The organism is Streptomyces sp. NPDC056222 (assembly GCF_042264065.1).
In the GTDB taxonomy this organism is placed as follows: domain Bacteria; phylum Actinomycetota; class Actinomycetes; order Streptomycetales; family Streptomycetaceae; genus Streptomyces.
This window is the reverse complement of record NZ_JBHJTL010000076.1, coordinates 1-24,203: the sequence shown is the minus strand read 5'-3', so window position 1 is coordinate 24,203 and position 24,203 is coordinate 1. Positions and strand designations below refer to the sequence as shown.

The following is a 24,203-nucleotide window of genomic DNA, read 5'->3' as shown; positions in this document are numbered from 1 at the left end:
CCCACGCGAGGCAGAACCACGCTTGTTTCCCGCCAATCCCTGCCCCGAAACACCGCGCCAAGTGTGACTTGCGCGACGTTGGCGCTGCCCGGCCTGCACCTGTCGGCCAGGGAGGCGTAGCCTTTATTTCCGCTGTCCATCACCTTGTGAAGCGGAAGAGGGCGGTTACCGCCGTGTCGTCTCAGTCCCCCAGTAACTCGAGCATCTCCACCGGCCAAGACGGGCAGGGTCAGAACCCTGCGACCGCCTTCGGCGCCAATGAGTGGCTCGTCGACGAGATCTACCAGCAGTACCTCCAGGACCCGAATTCGGTCGATCGTGCCTGGTGGGACTTCTTCGCCGACTACAAGCCCGGCACGACGGAGGCTCCCGCCGCCGCGCCGCAGGTGAGCCCCGCACAGGCCGCACCTGCCGCGCCCGCCGCCCCGGCGCCCGCTCCGGCCCCGGCCGCTCCGGCTCCGGCTCCGGCTCCGGCGAAGCCCGCCGCCGCCGCTCCGGCGCCCGCGAAGGCCGCGCCCGCCGCCAAGGCCCCCGCGGCCCCGGCCGCACCGGCCACCGAGGCCCCCGCCGGTCCCGAGCTGATCACGCTGCGCGGCCCCGCCGCCGCCGTCGCGAAGAACATGAACGCCTCGCTGGAGGTGCCGACGGCCACGTCCGTCCGCGCCGTCCCGGTGAAGCTGCTCTTCGACAACCGGATCGTGATCAACAACCACCTGAAGCGCGCCCGGGGCGGGAAGATCTCCTTCACGCACCTCATCGGCTACGCGATGGTGCAGGCGATCAAGGCCATGCCGTCGATGAACTACTCCTTCGCGGAGAAGGACGGCAAGCCGACCCTGGTCAAGCCGGACCACGTGAACTTCGGTCTCGCGATCGACCTGGTGAAGCCGAACGGCGACCGCCAGCTCGTCGTCGCGGGCATCAAGAAGGCCGAGACGCTGAACTTCTTCGAGTTCTGGCAGGCCTACGAGGACATCGTCAAGCGCGCCCGCGTCGGCAAGCTCACGATGGAGGACTTCACCGGCGTCACGGTCTCGCTGACCAACCCCGGCGGCCTCGGCACCGTCCACTCCGTGCCGCGTCTGATGCCCGGACAGTCCGTGATCATGGGCGTCGGCTCGATGGACTACCCGGCCGAGTTCCAGGGCACCTCCCAGGACACCCTGAACAAGCTGGGCATCTCGAAGGTCATGACCCTGACCTCGACGTACGACCACCGGGTCATCCAGGGTGCCGCCTCCGGCGAGTTCCTGCGGGTCGTCGCGAACTACCTCCTCGGCGAGGAGGGCTTCTACGACGACATCTTCAAGGCCCTGCGGATCCCCTACGAGCCGGTTCGCTGGCTCAAGGACATCGACGCCTCGCACGACGACGACGTCACCAAGGCCGCCCGCGTCTTCGAGCTGATCCACTCCTACCGGGTCCGCGGCCACGTCATGGCCGACACCGACCCGCTGGAGTACCGCCAGCGCAAGCACCCCGACCTGGACATCACCGAGCACGGCCTCACCCTGTGGGACCTGGAGCGCGAGTTCGCGGTCGGCGGCTTCGCCGGCAAGTCGATGATGAAGCTCCGCGACATCCTCGGCGTGCTGCGCGACTCGTACTGCCGCACCACCGGCGTCGAGTTCATGCACATCCAGGACCCGAAGCAGCGCAAGTGGATCCAGGACCGTGTGGAGCGCTCGCACTCCAAGCCCGAGCGCGAGGAGCAGCTGCGGATCCTGCGCCGCCTGAACGCGGCCGAGGCCTTCGAGACCTTCCTGCAGACCAAGTACGTCGGTCAGAAGCGGTTCTCCCTGGAGGGCGGCGAGTCCGTCATCCCGCTGCTCGACGCGGTCATCGACTCCGCCGCCGAGTCCCGCCTGGACGAGGTCGTCATCGGCATGGCCCACCGCGGCCGCCTGAACGTCCTCGCGAACATCGTGGGCAAGTCGTACGCGCAGATCTTCCGCGAGTTCGAGGGCAACCTCGACCCGAAGTCGATGCACGGCTCCGGCGACGTGAAGTACCACCTGGGCGCCGAGGGCACCTTCACCGGCCTGGACGGCGAGCAGATCAAGGTCTCGCTCGCCGCCAACCCCTCGCACCTGGAGGCGGTCGACCCGGTCCTGGAGGGTGTCGTCCGCGCCAAGCAGGACGTCATCAACAAGGGCGGCACGGACTTCACCGTCCTGCCCGTCGCCCTGCACGGTGACGCGGCCTTCGCCGGCCAGGGTGTCGTCGCCGAGACGCTGAACATGTCGCAGCTGCGCGGTTACCGCACCGGCGGCACGGTCCACATCGTCATCAACAACCAGGTCGGCTTCACCGCCGCCCCGGAGTCCTCGCGTTCCTCGATGTACGCGACCGACGTGGCCCGCATGATCGAGGCGCCGATCTTCCACGTGAACGGCGACGACCCGGAGGCCGTGGTCCGCGTCGCGCGGCTCGCCTTCGAGTTCCGCCAGACGTTCAACAAGGACGTCGTGATCGACCTCATCTGCTACCGCCGCCGCGGTCACAACGAGGGCGACAACCCGCAGTTCACCAACCCGCAGATGTACAACCTGATCGACAAGAAGCGTTCGGTGCGCAAGCTGTACACCGAGTCGCTGATCGGTCGCGGTGACATCACGCTGGAAGAGGCGGAGCAGGCGCTCCAGGACTTCCAGGGCCAGCTGGAGAAGGTCTTCGCGGAGGTCCGCGAGGCCACCTCGGCGCCGGCCCCGACGCACGTCCCGGACGCCCAGCCGGAGTTCCCGGTCGCCGTCACCACCGCGGTCTCCCAGGAGGTCGTGAAGCGGATCGCCGAGTCGCAGGTCAACATCCCGGAGCGGATCACGGTCCATCCGCGTCTGATGCCGCAGATGCAGCGCCGCGCGGCCTCCATCGACGACGGCACGATCGACTGGGGCTTCGGCGAGACCCTCGCCATCGGCTCGCTGCTGATGGAGGGCACTCCGGTCCGGCTGTCCGGCCAGGACTCCCGCCGCGGCACCTTCGGCCAGCGCCACGCGGTCCTGGTGGACCAGGAGACCGGCGAGGACTACACCCCGCTGCTCTACCTGGCCGAGGACCAGGCCCACTACAACGTCTACGACTCGCTGCTCAGCGAGTACGCGGCGATGGGCTTCGAGTACGGCTACTCGCTGGCCCGCCCGGACTCCCTGGTCATCTGGGAGGCCCAGTTCGGTGACTTCGTCAACGGTGCGCAGACCGTCGTCGACGAGTTCATCTCCTCGGCCGAGCAGAAGTGGGGCCAGACCTCCGGCGTCACGCTGCTCCTGCCGCACGGCTACGAGGGGCAGGGCCCGGACCACTCGTCCGCGCGCCCGGAGCGCTTCCTCCAGATGTGCGCGCAGGACAACATGACGATCGCCATGCCGACCCTGCCGTCGAACTACTTCCACCTGCTGCGCTGGCAGGTCCACAACCCGCACCACAAGCCGCTGATCGTCTTCACCCCGAAGTCGATGCTGCGTCTGAAGGCCGCGGCGTCGAAGGCGGAGGAGTTCACCACCGGCGGCTTCCGCCCGGTGATCGGCGACTCGACCGCCAACCCGGCCGACGTCCGCAAGGTCGTCTTCTGCGCCGGCAAGGTCTACTACGACCTGGAGGCCGAGCGGCAGAAGCGCGGTGTCACGGACACGGCGATCATCCGTCTGGAGCGCCTGTACCCGCTGCCGGGTGCCGAGCTCCAGGCCGAGATCGCCAAGTACCCGAACGCCGAGAAGTACCTGTGGGCTCAGGAGGAGCCGGCGAACCAGGGTGCGTGGCCGTTCATCGCGCTCAACCTGATCGACCACCTGGACCTGGCGGTCGGCGCCGACATCCCGCACGGCGAGCGCCTGCGTCGGATCTCGCGTCCGCACTCCTCGTCCCCGGCGGTCGGCTCTGCCAAGCGCCACCAGGCCGAGCAGCAGCAGCTGGTCAACGAGGTCTTCGACGCCTGACCCGCTGCACCGGTACGTGTACGTCGAGAGGCCCGGCACCCCACGAGGGGCGCCGGGCCTCCGGCGTTCATCTGCCCGGGTTACACGTACGCCTCGAAGTCCCAGTACGGGCGGATCCGCTGGCGGGCCGAGAGGGTGTGCGGGTGCTGGGCCCCCAGAGTCCTCGTCAGGGTGAGCAGCGCGTCCTCCTCGACCTTGCCGGCCTCCTCGACCTCGCGCAGACCCCGTAGATCGGCGGCGAGCGCGATCTGGCAGGACAGAGTGAGCGGGTGGTCGTTGCCGAGGGTGTGCCGGGACCTGCGCAGCGTTTCCCGGCTGAGCTCGGTCGCGTCGGCGACCCGGCCGTTGAAGTTCCGGGCGCCGGCCGCGTTGAGGGCGCAGCCGAGGACCCAGGGGTGGTCGGGTCCCAGGGAGGCGGTCAGTCCGGCGAGGGAGGCCTCCAGCATCGCCATGGCGTCGGCGCGGTCGCCGCGGGCCTGCATGACGAGCCCGGTGCTGGAGAGCATGCCGGTGGCGAAGGGGTGGGCCGGGCCGAGGAGTGCCCGGTAGCCCGACTCGGCCTCGTCGATGAGGTCCCTGGCCGCGGCGAGGTCACCGTGCTCGCGCAGATAGTTGCCGTAGTCGTTGATGAACGCCAGGGTCACGTAGTGCCCACGCCCGTGGACCTGTTCCAGCTGGTCGAGCACGCTGGACATCGTGGCGCTGATGTCCTGCTGCGAGCCGCCCTCCCGGCGCCGGCACAGGGCCAGCTGGGCGCGGGCCTTGAGAGTCTGTGGGTGCAGCGCGCCCAGGACCTGGACGTGCATCTTCAGGGTGGACTCCTGGCGGGCGAGCGCGTCGCGATAGCGGCCGAGCAGCCGCAGGTCCTGTGCGCAGGCGATCGAGGAGTTCAGGGTGTTGGCGTGCCGGGGCCGCAACAGGGTCTCGCGCCGGGCCAGGGTCTCGACATCGAGGTCGTAGGCCTCCTGGTAGCGGCCGAGCAGCCGCAACCCCACTCCGAGGTTGAAGCGGGCGACAAGAGTGACGAACTCGGCCTCGCCGAGGAGCCGTTGTGCCTCGTCGAGAACCTCGCGCTGGAGGGACTCCGCCTCCGCGTACTGGCCGAGGTGGCGCAGGTCGCTGGCGATCGCGCCGTTGCAGAGCATCATGCCGAGCTCATGGGGCGGGGTGGCGGCGCGCAGCCGCTCCTGAAGGGCGTGGTCGAGCTGGTAGGCCTCCCGGAACCGGCCGCTGGAGCGCAGGACGTTGCCCTCCTGGGTGGTGAGGTCCATCATCGGCTGTGCCAGCGGGTCCATGAACTCGCTCCAGCTGGAGCGGATCTTCTCGGCGAGCCGGGCGCCCGCCTTGAACTCGCCGCTGCGGTAGCAGTAGCGCAGGCAGTTGAGGACGGCGTTCTGGATGCGCGGGTCACGGCTGGCGAGGGCGCCGGACGGCTCCAGGTGGGGCAGGAGTTCGGCGTAGCGGGGCCAGTGGCGGCTGTCCATCGGGTTGCCGGGGTCGGCCTCGGCGAGCAGGTTGCGGACGGCCTTGCGGTGGGCGGCCCGGGTGGGGCCGTCGGTCAGCCTGGAGACGATGTCGTGGACCAGCCGGTGCATGTGCACGGACTCCTGGTGCGGTCCGATCTCCGTGCTGGTGACGGGACCGCGGGACTCCCGGGTGAGGACCGAGTAGTTCACCAGGGTGTCCAGGGCCCGGGTCCAGGCGGCGAGGTCCGCGTTCATCCATCGGAGGTCTTCGGGGACGTCGGCCTGGGGGTAGGCACGGACGATGCCGAGGGGGATGCGGCCGGGGGCGAAGGAGGCGCACAGGCTGAGGATCTCGACGGCCTGCGGCTGGGCACGTCGGAGCCGGTTGATCAGTATCGACCAGGAGGTGAGGGAGGCGTGCGGGAAGCCCTCGCCCGCCGAGGTCTCGTCGACGGTGGAGAGCCGTCCTTCCCGGACCATCCGCAGATACTCGGCGACCTCCATGCCGGACTCGCCGAGCCAGGAGGCGGCCTGGACGAGCGGCAGGGGTACGTCGCCGAACTCGGCGGCGACCTCGTCGGCCTCGACTCCGCTGATGTGCGGGGCGCGGCGCATCAGGTACCCGGTGGACTCGGCCCGGTCGAAGCTGGGCACCTGGACGATGTCGGTGTGCTCGCGCCAGCCCAGGTTGCGTGAGGTGATCAGTACGTGTCCGGTGCCGTGCGGCAGCATCACGTCGATGCCGTCGGTGTCGTCCCAGCCGTCGAAGATGACCAGCCACTTGGACCGCGGGTCGCCGCGGCGCAGCGCCTCGCGCACGGCGCGGATGCGTTCACCGGGTTCGTTTCCGACGGCCAGGCCGAGTTCGGCGGCGAGTTCACCGAAGCGGTCGCGCTGGACGTTGCGGTCGTCGGAGTTGACCCACCAGACGACGTCGTAGTCGGGGCTGAAGCGGTGGGCGTACTCGGCGGCGATCTGGGTCTTGCCGATGCCGGACATGCCGAGCAGGGTGCAGGCCGCGTTGCCGCGTTCGGCGTCCATGAGCCGTTCCTGGAGCTCGGTCAGGAGGTCGTCGCGGCCGGTGAACCGGGGGTTGCGGCGCGGGACTTCGCCCCAGATCTCGGGCGGCGTGTCCGGGTAGCGGACGGGCGGTCCCGGTACTCCGCGCCGGCCGGCGGGGCGGCGCGCCTCGACGGTGAGGCGGGCGAGCAGGCGGGCCTCCGCCTCGTCCTCGCCGACGCCCCAGAGGCTGACGGGTTCGAGGACGGCGGTCGCGGGGAGCAGGGGCCGGTTGGTGAGGTTGACGGCGGCGAAGCGCTCGGCGTGGGCCGCGACGAAGCCGCGCAGGACGTCGTTCCACTCGCCGGCCGGACGCGGTCCGAGTTCGAAGAACCAGTCGTTGAGGACGAGAAGGACCTGGCCGCGGGCGAGCAGCAGGTCGCCGAGCGAGTCCTCCAGCGGCACCTCGCGCGGCGGGTCCCAGCGTTGCAGGGTCGTCCTGACCCCGTGCGCTTCGAGACGCTGTGCGATCCAGGCGGCCCAAGGGCGGTGATAGCCCGGGAAGACCACCAGGACATGCTCGGGCGCCGCCGCGGCGCCACCCGTACGCCCTTGTTCCGCCATCAATGTCTCCCTATCCCGCTCACGCGCCACGTAGTGTCATCCCTCGTCGACACAGTGTTACCCACGGGGTCTACGGACCGCGCCGAGGCTCGCATGGTGCCTCTTCATTTGGCTCGTGAACTCCCGTCCTGCGATGGTCAGTTCATCGGATTCAAGCAGGATCTCCAGCGCTCCGCCCACCTGATCGTGGAAGCTCTCGAACCGCTGTCCCGCAGCCGACCGCCAGGACTCGGGCGCCCTCGGGGCCACGGCGGCCCGCCGCCACAGGTCGGTGAGCGCGAGGTGCGCGTACGCGCCCTGGAGCACCCCGGCGATCGGTCGCGGATCGGTCCGCCAGCCGACCCGGTGCACCGCGCTCGGGCCGGGACGGTGCAGCGGTACGAGTTCGTGCAGGGCGGCCAGCTTGCTGTGGTGGATCTCGTGGACCAGCGTCTCGGCCATCGCCCGCGCGCTCGACGGCAGCGAGGTGAGCACGGCCCCGGGCGCCGCGCGCAGCGTGGCACTCATCGGCACCGGCGGCTGCCCTCCCCCGGACAGCGGGACGACCGCCCGCACGACGCGCCGGACCTCGCAGGCACGAACGGGGTCGACGCGTTCCAGGAGCTGGTGGGCGCCGCGCCAGCGGGTGGACCAGGCGCCCGCGTCGGTGGCGGCTCTGTCGGTGGCCGCTCGCGGTGGGGCCCCGACTCCGCCGGGCGGGACACGGTACGGGTCCAGGTCGTCGAGCAGGGCGACGGTCCCCGGCAGGGCGCGCAGGCCGGTCCATGCGGGGCCCAGGCCGGTGAGGCGGCCCGTGCGGGGGTGGGAGAGGAGGAGGGCTCCGCAGCTCGCGCGGGATCCCTCGGGCCCGATGCGTACGACACGGGCGCGGGCCCGTATCCGTACCCGCTCGGCACCCACGTGGAGGCGGCCCGCGCCGGTCAGGGAGAGCGTTCCGGTGGGCGTGGCGACGGTGAGGTCGAGGGGGCAGCCCGCGCGCAGCGCGGCCGTGACGGCGATGGACTCGAGACGGTCGAGCCTGCGGTCGAGGGCCTGGCCGACCGGAGCGGCGAGCGCGGTCGCGAGCCAGGCTCCGGTCGTCGGGTAGTCCAGGACGTCACGCACCACTGCGGGGTGGGCTCGTTCGGCCTGTTCGAGCAGGCGCCAGGCGGCTTCGAAGCGGCGCGCTGCCGCATCGTCGACGCTCTCCCGTTCGCGCTGCACCCGGACGAGCAGGGCCTTGAGCAGGAGCAGTCGGCGGCCGCGCAGGCCCGTGTGGAGCGCGGACATGCCCACCTGCGCGGGACCGGTCCTGGCCAGCTCGGCGAAGTCGGCCGTGGACAGGGGGGCCGTCGTCATCGTGCGCCCTCGGTACCGGCCGGCGGCCGGTACCGAAAACTGACCGGAAAGCGCCGGTGCGGGCCGGGCCCTTCAGGGATTTCCCTCACTGACCCAGGATTCGCCCAGTTCCAGGGAGTGACCGAGCACCCGCTCGACCTCGGCCACGAGCTCGGGATGGTCCATGCCCCGCAGGGTCCGCAGGTCGACGGCGGCGAGGTCGGGCAGGGGTGGAGGCTGTGCGGCGTCCTGGTCGACACCGGTCGCCCACCCCGTGTGATCCAACACTCTCGGCTCCTCCTCACCGACGTCTGTCCCCCACGGTCGTAGCGGCGGAGCGGTTCTTCCCGACGCCGGGAAGTCAGAAACCCGTTCGACTCAACTGCGCCCATTCACGCCCCCGTTATCCAGCCGTTTCTCCGTATCGCCTCTCCGGCCGCCGCCTAGTCGGCCGTTTCGCTCCAGGCCCACCAGGGCGGCGCGATCCGGCGGCGGTCCTCGCCGGACAGCGGAGCACTCAGCGGCCCTTCCGCCTGCTCGACCTCGGTGAGCAGCGATCTGGTCCGTTCGACGTCGCTCCAGTCCACCTCCACCAGCGCGCCCACCAACCGCTGCCACTGCTCGGCCGCGGCGCGCAGCACGCTCTTCGCCCGCTCGTTCCTCCCCATCAGGAACAGCACGGCTCCCTGCGCGTGCAGCGCACGCGCGCCGGTGATCGTGCCCGGGGTGTCGCCGTGGGCGGACCAGGCGTCCTCCGAGGAGCGTTCGTAGGCGGTGAGCGCGTCGCCGAGCACGTTGTCCCGGGCCAACCCGCTCAACTCAAGTCTCACCCGCCCCAGTTGCAGCCACACCTCCGAGCGCAGGCCGATGTCCCGGGCGCTGCGAGCGGCCTGTTCCAGCAGGTGACGGCTCTCGTACAGGTCGGGCAGGAACCCGGCCCGGTGGAAGCGCAGGGCCAGCACGCTGCCGATCAGGATCCGGGCCCGGGCCCGGTCCGGCGCCCCGGCCGGAAGGCGGGTGAGGGCCTCACGCAGCACGCTCTCGGCCCGGTCGACGGGGGCCTGGCCGGGAGCGGCCGCGGCCCGGCGCATCAGGGACTCGCCCCAGGTCATCAGGATCCGTCCGCGCTGCTCGCTGTCGGCGGGGGCGAGCAGCGTGGCCTCCTCGTAAGCCGTGTCCGCGGCCGGTCCGTCGCCGGCCGTGTCGTACAGCCGGGCGCGCGCCCGCGTCCAGCGCAGCCGAAGTGCCGATCCGTCCCCGAGGAGCTCCCCCGCCCGGTCCAGTACGGGGGTGATCTCGGCCGGGTCCGCGCCGGCCAGGTGCAGGGCGTCGGCCAGGTCGAGGAGCGCGGGACCGCTCTCCCGGAGGGAGAGCGCGGTGGTGAGCTCGGCGGCCGCCGCCGGTCCGTCGCCGCGCGCGAGGAGCAGCCGCCCGCGGCGCAGATGGAGGGTGTGGTGATGGGCCTCGGGCCAGTCCGGCACGTCCCCCGTCAGCGCGGCGAGGGCCTCGTCCAGATGCCGGGCGTCGGCGGTATGGCGCCACAACCCGTGGTGGGCCACGGCCTGTTCGAGCCGGGCCTCGGCCCACTGCGCACCGCCCTGATCGGCGAGTTCCGCGGCCCGTTCCAGTTCGGTCAGCGCGCGGGTGAGCAGTTCGTGGCGGGTCCCGGTGCCCTGGACGGCGGCGGTGCCGGACTCCGCGTACAGCACCCGTCCGAGCAGGATCCCGGCCTCCACGGGGTGGTCCGGCAGTGCGGCCTCGGCCTGTTGGCGGGCCCGGATCAGCAGCGAGGGGTCGGACTGGCTGCGCCACTGCTCGAGCAGCCGTCGCGCCGCGGCGAGCGGGTCGGGGGTGATCAGGTCGGGGTGGTAGAAGCGGAGCACGCGCGCGGGGATACGGGCGAAGAGTTCGGGCTCCGTGCCCACCGGGCCGGTGGGTTCGTCGGTCTCCTCCACCGTGCCGGGCACGGCAGCCGGGTCGTCGGTGGGCCGGCCGGCCAGTCCGGCCGCCGCGAGCGCCGGGAAGTTCCGCATCCCCTGGCCGAAATTACGCTCCACGTACTCGGAGCAGTGCTTGAGCACGAGCGCTGCGGCGCTGCGGTCCAGGGAGCCGAGGAGGTGCTGCTGGACGCCGGGCGGATAGCTGAAGCACGGATAGGGGGAAGGGCCCGGCAGTTGCCGCAGCAGACCGCTGAGCAGGACCTCCGCGAGCTCCATGGGGCCGGTGTCGGGCAGCATCGCGCGCTGCACGAGCTGCATGACGGGAAGGGCGAGCGGAGCGGCCGCCAGATGGACGGCGAGCCGCACGGCGCCGGGCGAGGCACCGGCCGTGAAGGCGCGCAGCAGTTCCTCGTCGCTGCGCGGGACACGGGCCCGCCCGGGCCCGGCGTCGGGCGCGGCGGCCCGCAGCACCTCGGGGGCGATCCTGGCCGCCCAGCCCCGGATCGCACCGGAGCCGTGGCCGGCGTGGAGCCGCGCCCAGGAGGCGAACGCCTCGGGCGTGGGCGTGAGCACGGGCACCGCGCGCGTGTCGGCGGCGACCGGCTCCCAGGACTCCTCGTCGGGCTGGAACCCGGTGTGTCCGCCGGGGGCCGCCGGGCGCAGCAGCAGGCCCGGCTCGACGGACAGGGCCGTGCGCGGCCAGAGCCTCGGGGGCAGCGGCTGGACGAGTGCGAGCGGGGACTGCTGGGGCCACTGGTGGATGAGCCGCTGTGCGACGCCACGCTGCCAGAGCGGGCCGACGCAGTCGCTGACGATCAGGGTGAGCCGGCGGCCGGTGGGGTCGTGGAGCTGGTCGCCCGGGCGCAGCCGGGGCCGCCCGTCGGCCCCCGAGGTGGTGGTGACCCGCGGTGGGCCCTCGCCCGTGTCGTACAGCCGGTGGACCCGGACGTCGCGGAAGGCACCGGACTGCTGACAGGCCTGGCGCAGCTCCTCCACCATCCGGGTCCAGACGACCATCGCGGGGCCGGTGTCCATGAGGAGCTGGATGTCGGGGCGGCGGCCGGCGGCGGGGCGCAGGACGGGGGTGAGCATGCCCGCGGCGGCGCTGCGTTCGGCCGTTGCCTCCTCGTCGAGGAGGCCTTCGCCGGGCCGGAGCGGGAACTGCGCGTAGTGCCGTAGCGGGCGGAGCGCCTTCTGGAGTCCGAGGAGTCCGGGCAGGGCGTTGGCGCCGGGCGCGCGGACGGGCAGGTTCCTGCTCCGGTCCACAGGACGGCGGAACGCCGCGCGGTCGCCGGAGTCCCGGGGGCGGGCGTACAGCGAGAGGCCGACGGTGTCGGAGGCGCGGCCGGGCCGCGTTCCGCCGTCGGCGCCGGTGCGTGTGCCGGGCTCCCGGTCCCCCTCGTCACCGATGCCCGTACCGGGAGGATTACGGGCACCGGCCTCATCGCCGTCGGTGGCTGGATTTCGCCCCTCTGCCTGCTCCTCGGGGCGTAACCGGTCCCCCGACGGGTCCTCGGACCGGTCCGTCGCGGGGCCCTCCGGATCCGGGGAAGCAGTCGGCAGCCACTGGGCGAGCCAGACGGCGTCCGCCACCTCCTCGGCGGTCGGCTCGTGGCCGCCCGCCCGCAGTCGGCGGGTGAGCTCTTCCAGATGCATCCGGTGCATCCGGCCATCACCTCGGCTGATCGAGCGGCTGCATGAGCATGTCCGCGATGCGTTCCCGGGTCACCCGCTCGGTGCGCGGGGCGTGCTGGGTCAGGTAGATCGCGTTCAGGAGCTGGTCGGTGGCGATGACCTCGCCAGGATCGCGGTTCAGGAAGCGGCTGACCAGACCCTCCTCGCCTGCGGCGGCGTCCGGCCCGAGGTGGGCCTCGATCATGGCGCCCAGCTGCTCCTCGCCCGGCGGCTCCAGCTCCAGGCGGATGCAGCGGCGCAACAGGGCGGCGGGGAAGTCCCGTTCACCGTTGGAGGTGAGGACGATGAACGGGAAGGTCGAGCAGCGGATGCGCCCGCCCTGGACGGGCACCTTGCGGCCGTCGTCGTCGAGGACCTCGACCACCGGCTCCCGGTCGGCCAGCCGTTCCAGCTCGGGAATGGCGAACTCGCCCTCCTCCAGGGCGTTCAGCAGGTCGTTCGGCAGATCCAGGTCGCTCTTGTCGAGCTCGTCGATGAGCAGGACGCGGGGCTGCGCGGAGGGGAGGAGCGCGGTGCCGAGCGGCCCGAGCCGGATGTACGAGCCGATGCCGGCCGGGGTCGCGGCGGGCACCGTCGATCCGGCCTGGGCGCGCTCCAGCTGGACGTCCTGGAGCCGGCCGATGGCGTCGTAGCGGTAGAGCCCGTCCTGGAGGGTGGAGCGGCTGACGATCGGCCAGCGCAGCACACGGCCGAGGCCCAGCTCGTGGGCGACGGCATGGGCCAGGGTGGATTTGCCCGTGCCGGGGTTGCCGGTGACCAGGAGCGGCCGGCGCAGATAGAGGGCCGCGTTGACGGCGTCGGTCTCGGCGGGCCTGGGGTGGTGGTTCTGGACCAGGCGACGGCGCACGCCGAGCCGCCGGTCACGGCCGGCGAGCGTGTCGTCGGACCCTCCGGTCGAGAAGTCGCGCCAGGGCGGCGGGGCGGGCAACCGCCGTATCTCGTCATGCGGGTGGCCGGCACCACGGTAGATCCGCCAATCGTTCACGATGAACTCCTCCTGGCTGTGGTGTCGTGGCCCGGCGCGTCGAAAATACCGCCCGTCCACAGGCGCCGCCGACTCGAATTCCGGTCGATTTGTCCCGGTGTTCGCGGGGTCACCAGCTCTCCTCGCCGAGCATCGGGGGACCTTGGAGCGGATCCTCGTGCGGGGGCCGGTCGGGCGGGTCGAACAGAACCGCGAGGGTCGACGCCCAGGCGTGCTCGGAACGCGCCGGCGGGTCGTCACCGGCGTGGGCGCCCGGGTCGTCGTCCGTCCCTGTGCCGGCGCCCGCGCCGGTGCATGCCGTCGCGTTCGCCGCCGCGTTCGTGTCCGGGTCCGGATCGAAGTCGTCGTACGCATCGAAGTCGGCGTACGCATCGGTGTCGGCGTCCGCGTCGGCGGCCACGCGCTTCCGGAGCGAGAGAACCGGCGCGTGCAGCCCGCCGGCCCCGGCCGCCTCCGCGAGCAACAGGCGGGCCCGCTCATGGAACTCGACGCAGTCCTCGTGGTCATGGGCACCGCTCCGCCACAGGGCGATCGGGTGGCCGGCGGCGAGTGCCGCGGCCATCGCCTTGAGGCCTTCGCCGCTTCCCACCTGACCGCAGAACACGGGCACGGAGCCGTCCTCGGCCTCGGAGAGACGCACCCACGCCTGCCGAGGGGTCTCCCGGCGGATGCGCGCCGTGTGCGCGTTCCGCCCCGCGCCGAGCGTTTCGGCGCGCAGCGGAACCGCCTTGAGGGGCCCGAGCCCCGCCATCCGCCATCGCTTGTGCCATTCGGGCGCCGGCGCCCGCGTATTGCGGGCCCGGTCCCGGATGACGACGACCCTGCGCTGACCGAGGGGCAGCGAGCGTTCGTCGAAGAGCTCGTCGTCGGGCGAGAGCCGCCAGGTGTCGAGGGGTTCGTCGAACAGCTCGCGCGGCAACTGGGCCTCGACGGCGGCCAGATGCTCGCCGCAGTCACCCTGGGCCAGCGCTTCGGCGAGCGGCTGCCGCAGGGTCTCGTACAGCTTTTCCCGCTCGACTCCCTCGTCGTTCCCGTCCACCGGCCTGATCGTGTGTCCGTCGAAGAGCAGCTTCACCCGCCAGGGGAACCGCTTCCCATAGGGCGGGGTGTCGATCTCGATCAGGACGTCGGCCCGAGAACCGGTCTCCCGGACCCCCTGCGATCCGCCGCGTCGGCCATGGCCGAGCAGCCCCGCGATCGTCTGCCGGATGACGAGCGGCGTCCCGGCCGCGGCGTCGGTGACCCATGAGCCCAGGCTCCGGACCGCCGCGCTGTCGCCGTACCGCTCCCTGATGTGCCGGGCGACCGTGGCCGCGTACACGAGCACGGCGTTCGGACTGAGGTCGGAGGCCGACTCCTGGTTCGGTTCATGGAGTTCCTGGAGCAGTCCGACGCCCTCGCGCCAGGTGTGCGGGGCGTCCTCCAGCAGGGGCCGGACGTTCTGCCCCACCGTCAGCTCCCTGACCTCGTCGACGAGGTGCAGCACATCACCCGGGCCGGCGGGCGGGGGCAGTTCGGCGAGCCGGCCGTACAGATGGATGCGGCCCCCGGGGTCGAGACCCTGGGTGGTGGGGGGCCGGTGTCTGATCTGCGCCCTGGTCCAGTCGGACTCGGCGGAGACCGAGCGGTAGCGCGCGAGGTGGTGCCGGTCGTGCTCCCGGATGACGTCGGAGAGCAGCCGGCCGCCCCGCGCGCGGTAGAGCTGCCGCAGCGAGGTGATGGGGACGGCGGCGCCCTCGTGCGCGCCACGTCCCTTGTTGAGCCCGATGACGGCCGCGCGGTCGAGGTCGACGACCGGTCCGCCGGAGAGCCCCTTCACCGGCTGGGTGCCCCGCAGCAGGAGCGCCTCGCCGTCGACGCCGTGGATCTCGCCGACGGCGTCACGGATCCCCAACCGGCCGGTCTCCCGGGACCAGCCGTGCAGACTGACCTGGATCGGCTCGGCGATCACGGGCATCCGCTCGCTGAGCCGTACGCAGCTCACGTCCTGGACATCGGGTACGCGGACGAGCGCGAGGTCCGGGAAGTCCCAGCGGTCGAGCTCCTGTTCGGGCACGGCGGGGCGCGGACTCGCCAGGGCGACCTCGCCGGTCGTCACGCCGCCGTCCCAGACGATGCCGACGGCCCGCTCGCCTCTCCACACCGCGCCTCCCCCCTTGGCCACGACATGGGCGCAGGTCAGCACCCAGCCGGGGGCGATGAAGAAGCCGGTGCCCCAGTACCGGTCGCCGTGCGGGTCATACCCGTCCCCGGGAGCCGCGATGCGTACCAGTGCGGGGCGCACGAGGGATTCGAAGGCGCTCATACGGCGCCATCGGCCGCCGGGCGGTGGTGCGGCCCGGTGTCGGGCGCGGGCGCGGGTCCGGGAACGCGTGCCGGAGCGGGCGCGTGTGCCGGGTCCGGGCCGTCCGGGTCCTGGGCAGGTGTCGGGCCCGGTTCGGTCCAGGTCAGGGAGACCGAGATCGAGGCCGTGCCGCCGCCCTCGGCCAGGACGCTGATCACCTTGCCCGCCTGCGCGGACAGTTCGATACCGAAGGTGACCGCGACCTCTACCGGCGCCTGTGGGGAGAGTCCGGCCCGCAACGAGCCGACGACACCGCGGACGACATCGGTGAGTCCGCCGGCCATGGAGACCACCCGGTCGCCGATGCCGGTGTCCTGGAAGCCGCCACCCCTTTCCAGTTCGGCCGGTTCGCTGATCCTGGCCCACACCGGCGTTCCGTCGTCCAGTCGAATACGAGCGATCCCATGCGTCACAGCGGCCCCCCGCTCCCCGAAACGATGATGAAGAAGGCTAGTCCCTGGCACCGACAAGCGCGAGGGGCCCGTCAGGCCCACGGCCTATCCTGAACGCATGTACTTCACTGACCGTGGCATCGAGGAACTGGACAAAAGGCGCGGCGAGGAGGAGGTCACCTTCGAGTGGCTCGCCGAGCAGCTGCGGACGTTCGTCGATCTCAACCCCGACTTCGAGGTGCCGGTCGAGCGCCTCGCGACCTGGCTGGCCCGTCTGGACGACGAGGACGAGGACGAGTGACCCAGGGGGGCGGGCGCCGGGTGGGTGAGGAGTCCGTCCGGGGTCACCGACCGCGCAGGCGGTCGTAGACCAGGCCCAGCGCCCCGTGCGCGACGAGCAGCGCCCCGGCCGCCGCCCAGCCGCCGCTGCGGCGGCCGATGCCCCAGGCGAGCAGAGGCACCCCCGCGCCGAGCTGGACCGCGCACAGCAGCCGGGCCTTGGGGCCGCGCATGTACGGGCCGAGCCGGCCCTCCTCCACCGCGTCGAGTTCGGCGCGTACGGCATCGCGCCAGCCGTGCCATTCGAGCTGTTCGGCGCCCTGGGCCAGGGCCACCGAGCGGAGGCGGTCGGCGCTCTCGCCGGGGTTGAGCCCGGTGGGCAGGACGAGGCCGGTACGGGTGAGGATCGCCGTCAGTCCGATGAGCCTGGAGTGGGCGTCGGCCTCCTTGTCGGATTCGGTGAGCGGCTCCAAGGCCTGGACGTCCAGGACGGGGTCGAGGGCGAGACGGGCCGCGAACGTGCGCATGGCCTCGTCCTCGCCGACGGGGGTGCCGTCCGCGAGCCAGGTGTAGCCGACGGTGCGGCGGAATCCGGCGGCGAGGGTGTAGCCGGCCCGGTCCGCGTCCCACCAGAGCGCGAGGACGGGCCAGGTGGCGGCGGAGACGGCCAGCGCCGTGGCCCAGCCGGTGACGACCCGTTCGACGGGTTCGCCGCCGTGGAGCCAGGGCTTCCCCTCCGGGACGATGACGCTCCAGTCCGTTCCGGCCGGGGCGAGGAGCAGCTGCTCCCGCAGCAGCTGGGCCGGCGGGCGGACGGCCGCGGGCTCGGCGCGGCAGAGCAGCAGCGCCCCGACGGGGCGCGGTCCGGATGTCGCGTTCATGGCCCTACGCTAGGTCAATTTGTCCATGTACGAGGGTGAATGCCCTCACGAACCACCGAGGAACGGGGTTGACTTCCCGGCACCGCGATATATCGTGTTCATCAAGAGACGCGATATGTTGCGTCCCCGATGCGGGAGGTCAGCACGATGACAGAGTGGTCCGTGGCCGAGCCGACGAAACTCACGCTGACCGACCCCGTGACGCGACTCCGGGTGCGCATCGTCGGCGGCACGGTGAATGTCGTGGGCACCGACGAGTCGACCGCCCGTCTGGAGGTCTCCTCCGTCGAAGGCCCGCCGCTGGTCGTGACCCAGGAGGGTTCGACACTGACGGTCACCTATGAGGACCTGCAGTGGAAGGGCGTCCTCAAATGGCTCGACCGTGTGGGACACCGCCGCCATGCCGTGGTCTCCGTGGCCGTCCCGGCCGGCGCGGACGTCGAGGTGGGCGTGATCGGCGCCGGCGCGGTGATCTCCGGCATCAAGGGGCGTACGGACGTCCGGGGCGTCACGGGCGACACCACGCTCGTCGGTCTCTCCGGTCCGGTCAACGCCGAGAGCGTCTCCGGCAGCCTGGAAGCCCAGTCCGTCACCGGCGCACTGCGCGTGAACTCCGTGACCGGCGACGTGACGGTCATCGAGGCCGCGGGCTCCGTGAAGGCCGACACCCTCAGCGGGGACATGGTGATCGACCTCGACGCCACCGACCTGGACGGCCCGCCCGCCGACATCCGGCTCAACAGCGTCTCCGGCGAGGTCGCCATCCGGCTCCCGCACCCGGCGGACGCCCGCGTCGAGGCGAACACGACGAGCGGCTCCGTCTCCAACGCCTTCGACGACCTGCGCGTCGCCGGACAGTGGGGCACCAAGAGCATCACCGGCACCCTCGGGGCCGGCCGCGGCACGCTCAGGGCGACGACGGTCTCCGGCTCGATCGCCCTGCTCCGCCGCCCGGACGCGGCCGCGTCCGACGACTTCGAAGCCGCCTCCACCGGAAAGGTGCTGTGACATGCCGCCCGTCTTCGCCCACGGCCGACTGCGCCTCTATCTCCTCAAGCTCCTCGACGAGGCTCCCCGCCACGGCTACGAGGTGATCAGGCTCCTGGAGGAGCGCTTCCAGGGCCTGTACGCCCCTTCTGCCGGCACGGTCTATCCGCGGCTGGCCAAGCTGGAGGCCGAAGGCCTGGTCACGCACGCCACCGAGGGCGGCCGCAAGGTGTACTCGATCACCGACGCCGGTCGCGCGGAGCTCGCCGGCCGCGGCGGCGAACTGGCCGATCTGGAGCTGGAGATCCGCGAGTCCGTCTCCGAGCTCGCCGCCGAGATCCGTGACGACGTGCGCGGAGCCGCGGGCAAGCTGCGCAGCGAGATGCGCGCGGCGGCGAGCGAGACCCGGCGCAAGGACTCCTCGTTCGCCGACGCCAAGGAGGAACTGCGCCGCGCCAAGCAGGAATGGCGGGAGCAGACCCGCCAGGCCCGCGCGGAGGCGCAGTCCGCGCGCCGCCAGGCCAAGGAGTTCCAGCGGATCGCCAAGCAGGTCCAGGACGAGGTCCAGGACCGGTTCGCGCGCGGTGACTGGCCGAAGGGCGTCTGGGAGGGCATCTCGGACATCACGGCCCAGCTGGGCGGCCTGGTCTCGGGCACGACGCACCCCAAGGCGTCGGCACCCGACCCGACCGCGCCTGCCGCGCCGACCGCGACGGACACGACCGGCTCCGACCGGGCGGCCGCCGAGGAGACGGCCCCGGAGTGGGCCGCCGACGCCGAGGCCACCGGAGACCCGGCCCGTGATCTGGACCGGCTCCTGGACCGCTTCCGCGACGACATCCGCGACGCGGCCCGCGACCACGGGGTGACGGCGACGCAGTTGGCGGACACCCGCCGCCAGCTGTCCACGGCGGCGGCGCACATCACCGCACTGCTGCACCGGAGCGACAAGCAGGCCCGCTGATCCGGCGCGGGGCGGCGCGAAGCAGGACCCGTCGCCCCGGCGCGGGACCCGTCCGTGGCGGGGCTGCCACCCCGCCACGCGACGGTCGCGCGCGACGTCAGCCGCGGGTGACGGTCACCGTCACCCGGGCTCCCGGCGCGGCCACCACCCACGCCCGGCCCTCGTCCTTGCGGAGCACGACCGCCTTCCCGCGGGCCGCCACCCGCCAGGCGCCCGGGGGAAGGGAGAGCTCCGTCACCCGGGAGCCGCGCCGCCCGGAGTCGTACTCCAGCCGGTAGACCCCGGTCCCGGAGTCGTACACGGAGGAGCGGACCGTGCCCGCGACCGCCTCCGCGTACGGCTGCGCCGTCTCCTCCTTGTTCGTACGGAAGGCCCCGGCGCCGTCCACGGCGCAGTACCCGCCGCCGTAGCACCACACGTAGCCGGCCCACCCGCTTCCGTACCGGCCGAGAGAGGCCATCGCGTCCCGGTAGAAGCGGTTCATGTTCGGCAGGGAGTTGTTGAGCGGCCCCCACTCCCCCACGACCACCGGGACCTTGTACTCCTTGGGGTACTCCGTCACGGCCTGCTCGTACGTCTCGATCCAGCCGGCCGCCGGATCGTAGTCGGCGCCCGCCTCCATGGCGGTGTTGTAGAAGTGCGGGGCGTAGACGACCTTCGGGTCGTCGATCCTCCCGAGACCCGTCGGCACGCCCTCGCCGACGATCGGCGTGGGCTCGACGAAGATCCAGGTGTCCCGGTCCACCGAACGGACCGCGCCCGCGAGCCGGTTGTACATCGGCGTCAGCTGCTCACGCTCGATCCTCCGGGCGGCCGTCGGCAGGTCCTCGCCCTCGCGCAGCTCCCCCATCGGCTCGTTGATCAGGTCGTAGCCGAGGACGGCCGGATGGTCCTCGAAGCGGTCGGCGAGGACCTGCCACATCCGCGCCTGGGCCCGCCGCAGGTCCTCGTCCCCGTAGAGATGCGTGAAGGCCCGCTGCACCGCGGGCTCGAAGTACTCGGCGAACCAGTCGTCCGGGTGCGGGGTGAAGGGCAGACCGTCCGTCCTGGTCGCCCAGGCGGGCACGCCCCGGTGGCCGAACGCCGGACCGAAGACGTCCTGGTGGGCGTCGATGAGTACATGGACGTCGTACTTCTCCGCCCAGTCCAGGATGCGCTCGATCTTCCGCAGGTAGGTCTGGCTGTACCGGCCCGGGCGCGGTTCCAGGTCGTCCCAGAAGACGAGCAGCCGGGCGAAGTTGAAGCCCTTGCCGCGCATGTCGCGGAAGTGCCGTTCGGTGATGGCACTGAGGGCCTTCTCGCCGCGGTTCGCCTTGTCCTCGACGTTCCAGCCGCGCAGGGTGAGCGCGCGGCCGCGGTCGTCGGTGAGGACGGGTATGGCGGAGCCGGTGTCGGCACGGGCGGCCGTGGGGGCGAGGAGCGCGGCGACAACGGCGCCTGCGGCAAGGGTCGTTCGCAACAAGGGAACCTCCGGCACGACGGTGTGGGCGCAGTGCCGGAGATCCCATCAGCAGATCTGACGATCCATCAAGAGTTTGTCAGGACGATCTTCCCGAAGAGCTCGCCCGAGGCCATCTTCTCGAAGCCCTCACGGGCCCGGTCCAGCGGCAGCACCTCGTCGATCACCGGCCGTACACCCGTGGCCGCGCAGAACGACAGCAGGTCCTCCAGCTCGTCCTTCGAGCCCATGGTCGAGCCGACGACCTTCAGCTCCAGGAAGAAGATCCGGGTCAGCTCGGCGTGCGAGGGGCGGTCCCCGCTGGTCGCGCCCGAGATGACCAGGGTGCCACCGGGTCGCAGCGACTTGACCGAGTGCGACCAGGTGGCGGCGCCGACGGTCTCGATGACCGCGTCCACGCGCTTCGGCAGCCGCGCGCCCGGCTCGTACGCCTCGACGGCGCCGAGCTCGACGGCGCGCTTGCGCTTGGCCTCGTCGCGGCTGGTGGCGAAGACGCGCAGACCGGCGGCCTTGCCGAGGGCGATCGCGGCGGTGGCGACACCGCCGCCCGCGCCCTGCACGAGGATCGAGTCACCAGGGCGCACCCCGGCATTGGTGAAGAGCATCCGGTACGCGGTGAGCCAGGCGGTCGGGAGGCAGGCGGCCTCCTCGAAGGAGAGCTCCTTGGGCTTGGGGAGCACGTTCCAGGTGGGCACGGTGACGCGCTCGGCGAAGGTGCCCTGGTAGCGCTCGGTCAGGATGGAGCGCGGCTCGTCGGGCCCGACGCCGTGGCCGGTCTGGCCGATGACCGAGTGCAGGACGACCTCGTTGCCGTGCTCGTCGATGCCGGCGGCGTCGCAGCCGAGGATCATCGGCAGCTTCTCCTCGGGCAGCCCCACACCGCGCAGCGACCACAGGTCGTGATGGTTGAGGGAGGCGGCCTTGACGGTGACGGTGGTCCACCCGGCCCGCACCTCGGGCTCGGGCCGTTCCCCCAGCTCAAGGCCGTTCAACGGCTGGTCGCGGTCGATTCGGGCGGCGTAGGCAGCGAACATGACCATGAGCGTAGGGTCACCGGGCCCCCGGCGGAACCGCCCATTGCTGTGACGCACGTCCCTGCCGCCCCGGCCTCGAGGGGCATACGGATCGACGCCGCCGCACCGAGCGAGGAGGGGCACACGCAAGGGCCTGCCGCGCCGAGCGCGAGGGGCACACGGAAGGCCCCGCCGCGCCGCCCGGGCCGGGGCATGCGGAGGGCCCCGCCCTGAGACCAGGACGGGGCCCTCCACGGGGTGCGCGACGCGTCAGCGGCGTGCCACGCCCTCGGCGCGGGCCGCGGCGGCGACAGCGGCCGCGACGGCCGGGGCCACCCGCTCGTCGAACGGCGACGGGATCACGCAGTCGGCGGAGAGCTCGTCGGCGACCACGTCCGCGATGGCGTTGGCCGCGGCGATCTTCATGCCCTCGGTGATCCGGGAGGCCCGGACCTGGAGGGCGCCCGCGAAGATGCCGGGGAACGCGAGCACGTTGTTGATCTGGTTCGGGTAGTCCGAACGACCGGTCGCCACGACGGCCGCGTACTTGTGCGCGACGTCGGGGTGGACCTCGGGGTTCGGGTTGGCCATGGCGAACACGAACGCGTTCGGCGCCATGGACGCGACCGCGGCCTCCGGGACCGTACCGCCGGAGACGCCGATGAAGACGTCCGCACCGGCCAGGGCGGTCTCGAGGGAGCCACTGAGGCCCGCCTTGTTCGTGATCTCCGCGAGCTCGCGCTTGACCGGGGTGAGGTCCTCCCGGTCCACGCTGACGATGCCCTTGCGGTCCGCGACGGCCACGTCGCCGAGCCCCGCCTCGAGGAGGAACTTGGCGATGGCGACCCCGGCCGCACCGGCGCCGGAGATGACTCCGCGCAGGTCACCGAGGGTGCGGCCGGTCAGCTTCGCCGCGTTGCGGAGCGCGGCGAGGGTGACCACGGCCGTGCCGTGCTGGTCGTCGTGGAAGACGGGGATGTCGAGGCGCTCCTGAAGCTTGCGCTCGATCTCGAAGCACCGCGGCGCCGAGATGTCCTCCAGGTTCACTCCCCCGAAGGAGGGGGCGAGCCGGACGACGGTCTCCACGATCTCGTCGGTGTCGGTGGTGGCGAGCGCGATCGGCACCGCGTCCACGCCGCCGAACTGCTTGAAGAGGATGGCCTTCCCCTCCATGACCGGAAGCGACGCCTCCGGGCCGATGTCGCCGAGTCCGAGCACCGCCGTACCGTCGGTCACGACCGCGACGACCTGGGACTTCCAGGTGTAGTCGTGGACCAGTTCCGGCTGCTCGGCAATCGCGGTGCACACCTTGGCGACGCCGGGCGTGTACGCGAGGGACAGGTCGTCCTTGTCGCGCAGCGGCACCGTGGCCGAGATGGCCATCTTGCCGCCGCGGTGCAGCGCGAAGGCCGGATCGAAGGGCTCCTGAGCCCCTTCCGTGCCACTGTCGCTGCGAGGATTGACGATCTCCGCTGCCATTGGGTTGACCCCTTAAGTCTTCTTCATTTGAGGGTGGCCGCTCCTGGATGAGGAGGGGTGGGCGGGTCCCGCGGTCGCCGTGTCTGGCAACCGCGCGGGCGCGCCGCACAACGCGCCCTGAGCCCCGGATGAGGGGTGTAAGGATCCTTCTTACCGGACGTAAGACACCGTAGACGAGTCCAATTCGGAGCGGTGATGCGACTCATACGGCCGCATTGGCGCCTTGCGCGGAGCAGGCGCATCATCGAATGTCCGGACACGGTATGCCGTACACCGGATCGTGGCCTTCGTATCGTCCGAATGGCGAGATAGACCGGAGATTTTCCGGTGGTGGCACGGTAAAGCCGCAGAAGGTCCGGCCCTGATGTACCGGCCTGTCGTGATTCGGGGGTCACCCGTTATCCGATTTTGACATGCGGAGCCGCCCGATTCAGGTAGTCCGAATGGCAAGATGCCCGTAATCACACGAGGTCGCGACACCCGAAGGTGCGTGCGCGGCCTATGGCAACTCCCTCATACGCCGGAGGAACCCGACCATGACCGCACGCTCCACGCGCTGTACGACCGCCAAGACCCGTACCTCCCGTCTTGCCGCGGTCGCCGCCATCGCGGTCGCCGGCTCCATGCTGATGACCGCGTGCGGTGACCAGACCGAGGGCGGCTCGACGCCCGAGGGCGGCAAGACCGGCGCCGTCTCCAGCGCTCCGCTCTTCTCCAAGCTGCCCGCCGACGTCCAGAAGGCCGGCGTCATCAAGGTGGGTACGGACGCCACCTACGCCCCGATGGAGTTCAAGGAGGGCGAGAAGATCGTCGGTGTCGACCCGGACATCGCCGCGGCGCTCTCCAAGCAGCTCGGCGTGAACTTCGAGTTCACCAGCGGCACGTTCGACACCCTGCTCACCGCGCTGCCGACCGGCCGTACGGACATCGTGATGTCCTCGATGACCGACACCAAGGCCCGCCAGGAGGGCCTGGACGACAAGGGCCAGAAGACCGGCACCGGTGTCGACTTCGTCGACTACTTCACCGCCTCCACCGGCATCCTGGTGAAGAAGGGCAACCCGGAGAACATCCAGTCCCTGGACGACCTGTGCGGCAAGAAGCTGGCCGTCCAGCGGGGCACCACGTACGAGCAGGCCGCCAAGGACCAGGCCGAGAAGTGCAAGGCGGACGGCAAGCCCGCCCTCACGTTCGAGTCCTTCCCGACCGACGCCGAGGCCCAGACCCGCGTCAAGGCCGGCGGCGCCGTCGCCGACCTGAACGACTCGCCGGTCGCCGCGTACATCGCGAAGACCGCGGGCGGCGGGAACGACTTCGAGGCCATCGCCAACAAGACGGACGCCGGTCTCTTCGGTATCGCCGTCGACAAGAAGAACACCCAGCTGCGTGACGCGCTCAAGGAAGCCGTGGACGCGATCATCAAGGACGGCACCTACAAGGCCGC

16 protein-coding genes are annotated in these 24,203 nt (G+C 71.8%); 5 read left to right on the top strand and 11 right to left on the bottom strand.

The annotated features are described in order from the left end of the window. Window positions 1-173: 173 nt before the first annotated feature. Entirely contained in the window at window positions 174-3,935 is a 3,762-nt protein-coding gene (locus ACFC0D_RS28530) for a multifunctional oxoglutarate decarboxylase/oxoglutarate dehydrogenase thiamine pyrophosphate-binding subunit/dihydrolipoyllysine-residue succinyltransferase subunit (RefSeq protein ID WP_376441785.1), read from the top strand. An 80-nt stretch (window positions 3,936-4,015) separates the two neighbouring features. Here the strand turns inward: ACFC0D_RS28530 and fxsT are convergent, their stop codons facing one another. The 7 genes from fxsT to ACFC0D_RS28495 form a co-directional block, all read right to left on the bottom strand. Then, a complete protein-coding gene (gene fxsT, locus ACFC0D_RS28525; protein WP_376441782.1) occupies window positions 4,016-7,024 on the bottom strand; it encodes an FxSxx-COOH system tetratricopeptide repeat protein in 3,009 nt (1,002 codons plus the stop codon). 57 nt (window positions 7,025-7,081) lie between these two features. Next, window positions 7,082-8,362, bottom strand: coding sequence for an HEXXH motif-containing putative peptide modification protein (locus ACFC0D_RS28520; protein ID WP_376441780.1), 1,281 nt, complete (start codon window positions 8,360-8,362; stop codon window positions 7,082-7,084). Window positions 8,363-8,434: 72 nt separating this feature from the next. Continuing rightward, window positions 8,435-8,629, bottom strand: coding sequence for a hypothetical protein (locus ACFC0D_RS28515; RefSeq protein WP_376441777.1), 195 nt, complete (start codon window positions 8,627-8,629; stop codon window positions 8,435-8,437). Between the two features lie 155 nt (window positions 8,630-8,784). After that, on the bottom strand, window positions 8,785-11,946 hold the full coding sequence (locus tag ACFC0D_RS28510; protein WP_376441775.1) for an SAV_2336 N-terminal domain-related protein: 3,162 nt from the start codon (window positions 11,944-11,946) through the stop codon (window positions 8,785-8,787). A 7-nt stretch (window positions 11,947-11,953) separates the two neighbouring features. Beyond that, entirely contained in the window at window positions 11,954-12,961 is a 1,008-nt protein-coding gene (locus tag ACFC0D_RS28505; protein ID WP_376441772.1) for an AAA family ATPase, read from the bottom strand. A gap of 109 nt (window positions 12,962-13,070) precedes the next feature. Further along, the gene (locus ACFC0D_RS28500) at window positions 13,071-15,266 is read right to left on the bottom strand and encodes a trypsin-like peptidase domain-containing protein (RefSeq protein WP_376441769.1); all 2,196 of its coding nucleotides are present in this window, start codon (window positions 15,264-15,266) and stop codon (window positions 13,071-13,073) included. Next, window positions 15,263-15,718, bottom strand: a complete 456-nt coding sequence (locus ACFC0D_RS28495) for a CU044_2847 family protein (protein WP_376441766.1) — start codon at window positions 15,716-15,718, stop codon at window positions 15,263-15,265. The genes ACFC0D_RS28500 and ACFC0D_RS28495 overlap by 4 nt, the downstream gene beginning before the upstream one ends. Before the next feature lie 97 nt (window positions 15,719-15,815). Here ACFC0D_RS28495 and ACFC0D_RS28490 point away from each other — a divergent pair, with 97 nt between their 5' ends. Continuing rightward, a complete protein-coding gene (locus ACFC0D_RS28490; protein WP_376441763.1) occupies window positions 15,816-15,998 on the top strand; it encodes a DUF6104 family protein in 183 nt (60 codons plus the stop codon). Window positions 15,999-16,041: 43 nt separating this feature from the next. On the opposite strand, the gene ACFC0D_RS28485 is transcribed toward ACFC0D_RS28490, so the two are convergent. Beyond that, window positions 16,042-16,857, bottom strand: coding sequence for a hypothetical protein (locus ACFC0D_RS28485; protein WP_376441761.1), 816 nt, complete (start codon window positions 16,855-16,857; stop codon window positions 16,042-16,044). A 147-nt stretch (window positions 16,858-17,004) separates the two neighbouring features. On the opposite strand from ACFC0D_RS28485, the gene ACFC0D_RS28480 reads away from it, so the two are divergent. Next, a complete protein-coding gene (locus ACFC0D_RS28480) occupies window positions 17,005-17,865 on the top strand; it encodes a DUF4097 domain-containing protein (RefSeq protein WP_376441759.1) in 861 nt (286 codons plus the stop codon). Window position 17,866: 1 nt separating this feature from the next. Then, window positions 17,867-18,808 carry a helix-turn-helix transcriptional regulator gene (locus tag ACFC0D_RS28475; protein ID WP_376441756.1) on the top strand — a complete coding sequence of 314 codons (942 nt, stop codon included), beginning with the start codon at window positions 17,867-17,869 and terminating at the stop codon, window positions 18,806-18,808. Between the two features lie 97 nt (window positions 18,809-18,905). Here the strand turns inward: ACFC0D_RS28475 and ACFC0D_RS28470 are convergent, their stop codons facing one another. The 3 genes from ACFC0D_RS28470 to ACFC0D_RS28460 all read right to left on the bottom strand — a co-directional run bounded on the left by ACFC0D_RS28470 (window position 18,906) and on the right by ACFC0D_RS28460 (window position 22,759). Continuing rightward, the gene (locus tag ACFC0D_RS28470; protein WP_376441753.1) at window positions 18,906-20,270 is read right to left on the bottom strand and encodes a cellulase family glycosylhydrolase; all 1,365 of its coding nucleotides are present in this window, start codon (window positions 20,268-20,270) and stop codon (window positions 18,906-18,908) included. Window positions 20,271-20,335: 65 nt separating this feature from the next. After that, entirely contained in the window at window positions 20,336-21,301 is a 966-nt protein-coding gene (locus tag ACFC0D_RS28465; protein WP_376441750.1) for a zinc-binding dehydrogenase, read from the bottom strand. A 249-nt stretch (window positions 21,302-21,550) separates the two neighbouring features. Next, window positions 21,551-22,759: an NADP-dependent malic enzyme gene (locus tag ACFC0D_RS28460; protein ID WP_376441747.1), complete on the bottom strand. Its 1,209-nt coding sequence runs from the start codon at window positions 22,757-22,759 to the stop codon at window positions 21,551-21,553. A gap of 536 nt (window positions 22,760-23,295) precedes the next feature. Between ACFC0D_RS28460 and ACFC0D_RS28455 the strand changes: the two genes are divergently transcribed. Next, window positions 23,296-24,203: ABC transporter substrate-binding protein (locus ACFC0D_RS28455; RefSeq protein ID WP_376441744.1), on the top strand; the 908-nt coding region annotated here is incomplete at its 3' end.